General features: G+C 70.0%; 7 protein-coding genes and 1 pseudogene. 3 read left to right on the plus strand and 5 right to left on the minus strand.

Going from position 1 to position 5,114, the window contains the following annotated elements:
* Both parC and Q0L11_RS13455 read right to left on the minus strand, forming a co-directional pair.
* Positions 1-2,039: DNA topoisomerase IV subunit A (gene parC / locus Q0L11_RS13450; RefSeq protein ID WP_296597886.1), on the minus strand; the 2,039-nt coding region annotated here is incomplete at its 3' end.
* A gap of 158 nt (positions 2,040-2,197) precedes the next feature.
* Complete coding sequence (locus Q0L11_RS13455) at positions 2,198-2,644, minus strand: hypothetical protein (RefSeq protein ID WP_296597888.1); 447 nt, start codon at positions 2,642-2,644, stop codon at positions 2,198-2,200.
* Positions 2,645-2,908: 264 nt separating this feature from the next.
* On the opposite strand from Q0L11_RS13455, the gene Q0L11_RS13460 reads away from it, so the two are divergent.
* Entirely contained in the window at positions 2,909-3,160 is a 252-nt protein-coding gene (locus Q0L11_RS13460) for a hypothetical protein (protein ID WP_296597889.1), read from the plus strand.
* Here Q0L11_RS13460 and Q0L11_RS13465 read toward each other — a convergent pair.
* Genes Q0L11_RS13465 through Q0L11_RS13475 form a run of 3 tightly spaced genes read right to left on the minus strand, consistent with a single transcriptional unit; the run spans position 3,157 to position 4,374 of the window.
* Positions 3,157-3,945: a thiazole synthase gene (locus tag Q0L11_RS13465; RefSeq protein ID WP_296597891.1), complete on the minus strand. Its 789-nt coding sequence runs from the start codon at positions 3,943-3,945 to the stop codon at positions 3,157-3,159. The genes Q0L11_RS13460 and Q0L11_RS13465 overlap by 4 nt on opposite strands.
* Position 3,946: 1 nt before the next feature.
* Complete coding sequence (gene thiS / locus Q0L11_RS13470; RefSeq protein ID WP_296597895.1) at positions 3,947-4,141, minus strand: sulfur carrier protein ThiS; 195 nt, start codon at positions 4,139-4,141, stop codon at positions 3,947-3,949.
* A gap of 14 nt (positions 4,142-4,155) precedes the next feature.
* Entirely contained in the window at positions 4,156-4,374 is a 219-nt protein-coding gene (locus Q0L11_RS13475; RefSeq protein WP_296597892.1) for a hypothetical protein, read from the minus strand.
* A 72-nt stretch (positions 4,375-4,446) separates the two neighbouring features.
* Between Q0L11_RS13475 and aroQ the strand changes: the two genes are divergently transcribed.
* The gene (gene aroQ, locus Q0L11_RS13480; RefSeq protein WP_296597894.1) at positions 4,447-4,884 is read left to right on the plus strand and encodes a type II 3-dehydroquinate dehydratase; all 438 of its coding nucleotides are present in this window, start codon (positions 4,447-4,449) and stop codon (positions 4,882-4,884) included.
* Positions 4,885-4,911: 27 nt separating this feature from the next.
* A pseudogene (locus tag Q0L11_RS13485) lies at positions 4,912-5,114 on the plus strand (acetyl-CoA carboxylase, biotin carboxyl carrier protein); the annotation flags it as partial.

The following is a 5,114-nucleotide window of genomic DNA, read 5'->3' on the forward strand; positions in this document are numbered from 1 at the left end:
ACCGGGAAGACCAGCAGCTTGCCGTTGTCGCCGATGACGGCGAGCTGGTCGGCGTCCGCGAGGTTGAGGCAGACGGCGGCGCCCTCGCCCTTCTTCGAGGGATCGCCGGCGTTCAGCACCTGCTTGCCGGCGCGGCGGAAGGCGATGGCCTCCTCCTCGGGCAGGATGAAGCCGTAGCCCTGCTTGCTGGCGAGGACGCGCTTGGCGCCCGGGCGGTGGGGGAAGACGTCGAGGATGGCGACCTTGTCGTCGAGGTCGATCATCAGGCGCAGGGGCTCGCCGTGGCCGCGGGCGCCGGGGAGCTTGTCGCAGCCCAGGGTGAAGAAGCGGCCGTCGCTGGCGAAGATCAGCAGCTTGTCGGTGGTTTCGGCCGGCACCAGGAACTGGAGCTTGTCGCCCTCCTTGAACTTCAGTTCCGAGGGGTCTTCCACCCGGCCCTTGGCGGCGCGGATCCAGCCGCGTTCGGACAGGATGATGGTGATCGGCTCGCGCACGATCATGGCTTCGAGGGCCGCCTCGGTGTCGATCTGCGGCGCCTCGGCGAAGGACGAGCGGCGGACGTTGAGGTCGGCAAGCTGGGCCTTGGTGTCCTTCAGGCCGGTGGCGACCAGCTTCCACTGGGCCTTGTCGCTGCCCAGCATGGCGACGATGCCGTCGCGCTCCTCGGCCAGTTCGGCGTGCTCGCGGCGGATCTCCATCTCCTCCAGCCGGGCGAGCTGGCGCAGGCGGGTGTTGAGGATGGCGTCGGCCTGGATCTCCGAGAGCGCGAAGGCCTCGATCAGCTTTTCCTTGGGCTTGTCCTCGTAGCGGACGATCCGGATCACCTCGTCGAGGTTGAGGTAGGCGATCATCAGGCCGTCGAGGATGTGTAGGCGGGCCTCGATCTTGGCCAGGCGATGGCGGGCCCGGCGGACCAGCACCTCGCGCCGGTGGGCGAGGAAGGCCAGCAGCGCCTGCTTCAAGCTCATGACGCCGGGCGTGCCGCGGGCGTCCAGGACGTTGAGGTTGACGCTGAAGCGGGTCTCGAGGTCGGAGAGCTTGAACAGGCTCTCCATCAGGACGTCGGCCTCGACGTTGCGGCTCTTGGGTTCAAGGACGATGCGGACGTCCTCGGCGGACTCGTCGCGCACGTCGCCCAGCAGGGGGGCCTTCTTGGCGTCGATCAGCTCGGCCAGGCCCTCGATGAGCTCGGCCTTCTTCACCTGGTAGGGGATCTCGGTGACGACGATCTGGTACATCCCCTTGCCCAGGTCTTCCTTGGCCCAGCGGGCGCGGACGCGGACGCCGCCGCGGCCGGTCTCGTAGGTCTGGACCAGGCTGGCGCGCGGCTCGACGATGACGCCGCCGGTGGGGAAGTCCGGGCCCTGGACGTGGGCCATCAGCGCCTCGGTGGAGGCGTCGGGCTGGTCCAGCAGCAGCAGGCAGGCGTCGATCAGTTCGCCGGCGTTGTGCGGCGGGATCGAGGTGGCCATGCCGACGGCGATGCCGGTCGAGCCGTTGGCGAGCAGGTTGGGGAAGCCGGCGGGCAGCACCACCGGCTCGTCGTCGGAGCCGTCGTAGGTTGGCTTGAAGTCGACCGCGTCCTCCTCGATCCCGTCGAGCAGGAGCGTGGCGGCCACCGTGAGCTTGGCCTCGGTGTAGCGCATGGCCGCGGCGTTATCGCCGTCGATGTTGCCGAAGTTGCCCTGGCCGTCGACCTGCGGATAGCGCTGGGCGAACTGCTGGGCCATGCGGACCAGGGTGTCGTAGATCGACTGGTCGCCGTGGGGGTGGTAGCCGCCCATCACCTCGCCGACCACCTTGGCGCACTTGCGGGCGGCCGCGTCGGGGTTCAGCCGCATCTCGCGCATGGCGTAGAGCACGCGGCGCTGCACGGGCTTCAGGCCATCGCGCACGTCGGGCAGCGCGCGGTCGGTGATGACGCTGAGCGCGTAGGCCAGGTAGCGGCGCGAGAGCGCCTCGGCGAGCGGCTCGTCGATGATGCGGTCGCCGGGCTCTCCCCCATTTGGGGAACCCGGCGGAGGCGTGTGGACGGTCATGGGAATCGCAGTCGGCGGAAGGGTTTGGGCTCCCGCATAGCAGGTCCGCCCCCCTCGGGGGAGGTGGCGGCGCCCCCGACGGCGGGAGGCCGCCTAGAATGCTGTGGAGGACCCCCTCCGCCGCATCGCGGTTCCCCTCCCCCGAGGGGGGATGCACTCTAGAACGGCAGGGGCTGGAGGTCGGGCTCGACCCAGGCTCTGCGGGCCTCGACGCTGAACAGCCGGTCCTTGGACCAGTGGGCCAGCAGCCAGTCCGACCGGCCCAGCGGCCCGGCCAGCAGATCGGCGAGCGCGGCGGCCAGGCTGGCGTGCGGCCGGGCGGCCAGAACGGCGCGGGCGGCGCGCAGCGAGGCCAGGGTTATGGTCTCGTGGTAGCCCTCGGTGTCGCTGTTCACCCCGCCGGTGGCGGCGTTGTAGGCGCGGATCAGGCCCGGCATCTGCGCCTCCGGGTCGGCGCCGTCGCGGGTGATGAGCCAGAAGGCGGCGGCGAAGTGGGCCGCGTGGGTCCACTCGGACTTGGGCAGGGTGCGGTCGACGAGGCCACGCCCGATGCGGGCGATGTCGGCGTCGGTGAGCGCGGACGGCGGCAGGGTGGAAGTCGGCATGGCGGGAGCTCCTTGGCGGCGAAGGGCTCGGCGGGGGGCTGGAAGCAAAAACCCCGCCGGAGCGGGGTTTGCGAGGCGGGCTGTGAGGACCGGTGGCTCAGGTCTCGGCACAGGCGCGCGCAAACACCGCCGCGGTGCGGCGCCGTTGGCAAATGGCCTGATTGAGTTTCATCCGGTTCACGGCGGCGCTTTTAGCAGAGCTTGGCGGCTGCGGAAACCATTCCGGTTCAGCGGGCCGTAAGGACGCCGGTGCAGGATCGGCGCATGACGCTGCGCACGAAACTGGGCCTCGCGAGCGGGGCCGTGCTGGCCTGGCTGGGCGCCGGACTGATCGCGCTGGGCCAGGTGAAGCCGGGCCTGGCGCTGGTGCTGTTCGCCGCCCCCGCCCTGCCCCTGGTCTATGCGGTGCGGGTGAAGGGCTGGTGGGCCTCGCCGCCGACGCCGGCCCAGGCCGCGGCCGGGATCGCGGTCCTGGCCGGCTGGGCGGGCGCCGCGGTGGTGCTGGCCGTCCTTTAGATCAGGCCGCTGAGGGGTGAGGACGGGTCGGCGTACATCCGCTTGCCCATGCGGCCGGCCAGGTAGGCCTCGCGGCCGGCGATCACCGCATGCTTCATGGCGCGCGCCATGCGGACGGGGTCCTTGGCCTCGGCGATGGCGGTGTTCGTCATCACGGCGTCGCAGCCCATTTCCATCGACACCACGGCGTCGGAGGCGGTGCCGACGCCGGCGTCCACGAGGACCGGAATCTTGGTCTGCTCGATGATCAGTCCAAGGTTGAGGAAATTCTGGATGCCCCGGCCCGAGCCGATCGGCGCCGCCGCCGGCATGATGGCCGCCGCCCCGGCATCCTCCAACTTGCGCGCATAGACCGGGTCGTCCGAGCAGTAGACCATCACGTGGAAGCCGTCGGCCACCAGCAGCTTCAGCGCCCGCAGCGTCTCTTCCATGTCGGGAAGCAGGTGGGCGGTCTGCGAGAGCACCTCCAGCTTCACCAGGTCCCAGCCGCCCGCTTCCCGCGCCAGGCGCAGCGTCCGCACCGCGTCCTCACCGGTGTAGCAACCTGCCGTGTTCGGCAGATAGGTGAACCGGTCGGGCTTCACATAGTCCGCCAGCATCGGCTGGCTCGGATCCGAGAGGTTCACCCGGCGCAGGGCCACGGTGACGATCTCGGCGCCGGCCGCCTCGGCGGCGGCGGCGTTCTGGGCGTAGTCCTTGTACTTGCCGGTGCCCACGATCAGGCGCGACCTGAACGTCCGGCCGGCCACCGACCAGGTGTCCTCGGTGTAAGTGGACCCGTCCATTTCAGCCGCCTCCGACAAAAGCCACGATCTCGATCCGGTCGCCGTCGGCGATCGGGGTCTTCTGATAGGCCGACCTGGGCACGATCTCCAGGTTCCGTTCCACCGCCACCTTGCGCACGTCGAGTCCAAGGGCCGCCACCAGCGCCGCCACGTGCGGCACGTCCTGGAACGCCCGCGCCTCGCCGTTGATCGTCAGGTTCAAGCTCGACCTCAATTCAGTTCCAGGAAGCGGCGGCCCGCCTCCGTCCAGGTGGCGCTCCGACGGATAGCGTCTGCGTCCACCAGCCCATAGCGCGCCAGCTCCTCGATGGCACGCTCCCCGGCGCTCATTGATAGGCTGTCCAGCTCGCCTTCCCGATCGAGATACTGCGCCGCCATCCAGGCCAGCGCCGCGAGGAGCCGTCGTTCGGAATCCGGGATCTCCACCATGTGTGCAGGCGCCTTTGCTTGTCGCCCTCGCCGTCCCCCGGTACAAGGTCCCGGAATCGACGGCGGAGCTCGATGCCGAAACCGATCTATGTGCTGAGCGGCCCCAACCTCAATCTGCTGGGGACACGCGAGCCGGAGATTTATGGTCACCAGACCCTGGAAGACGTCCACCGCCTCTGCGAGGCGCGTGCGAAGTCCCTGGGCTATGAGGTCGTGTGCCGGCAGTCCAACCACGAGGGCCAGCTCGTCGACTGGATCCAGGAGGCCCGCGAGGCCGCCTCGGCGCTGGTGCTGAACCCGGCCGCCTATGGCCACACCTCCATCGCCATCCTCGACGCGCTGAAGATGCTCGCCATCCCCGTCGTCGAGTGCCACCTCTCGAACCCCGCCGCGCGCGAGGCGTTCCGGAGGGAAACCTACGTGTCGCTGGCCGCGACCGGACTCGTCTCCGGGTTCGGGGCGAAGAGCTATGAACTGGCCGTCGAGGCCGCCGCGGGCCTCGCCCGCTAGAACAAGACAAAGATAAGGGCCGTTTCCATGCCGACCTCTCCGAAGGCGCCCGCCGATCCGTTCGACGCACGCCTGGTGCGCAAGCTGGCGGACATCCTCACCGAGACCGGCCTCACCGAGATCGAGGTCGAACAGGGCGCGCTGAAGATCCGCGTCGCCAAGAACGGCGCCGCGCCGGCCGCGGTCCACTATGCGCCCGCCCCGGCCCCAGCGACCGCCGCGCCGGCTGC

This window comes from Phenylobacterium sp., from assembly GCF_024508875.1.
GTDB lineage: Bacteria > Pseudomonadota > Alphaproteobacteria > Caulobacterales > Caulobacteraceae > Phenylobacterium.

Coding starts and splice junctions, on each gene's coding strand:
- Q0L11_RS13455 (WP_296597888.1), bottom strand. CDS start 2,644: ATGCCGACTTCCACCCTGCCGCCGTCCGCGCTCACCGACGCCGACATC.
- Q0L11_RS13460 (WP_296597889.1), top strand. CDS start 2,909: ATGACGCTGCGCACGAAACTGGGCCTCGCGAGCGGGGCCGTGCTGGCC.
- Q0L11_RS13465 (WP_296597891.1), bottom strand. CDS start 3,945: ATGGACGGGTCCACTTACACCGAGGACACCTGGTCGGTGGCCGGCCGG.
- Q0L11_RS13475 (WP_296597892.1), bottom strand. CDS start 4,374: ATGGTGGAGATCCCGGATTCCGAACGACGGCTCCTCGCGGCGCTGGCC.
- aroQ (WP_296597894.1), top strand. CDS start 4,447: ATGCCGAAACCGATCTATGTGCTGAGCGGCCCCAACCTCAATCTGCTG.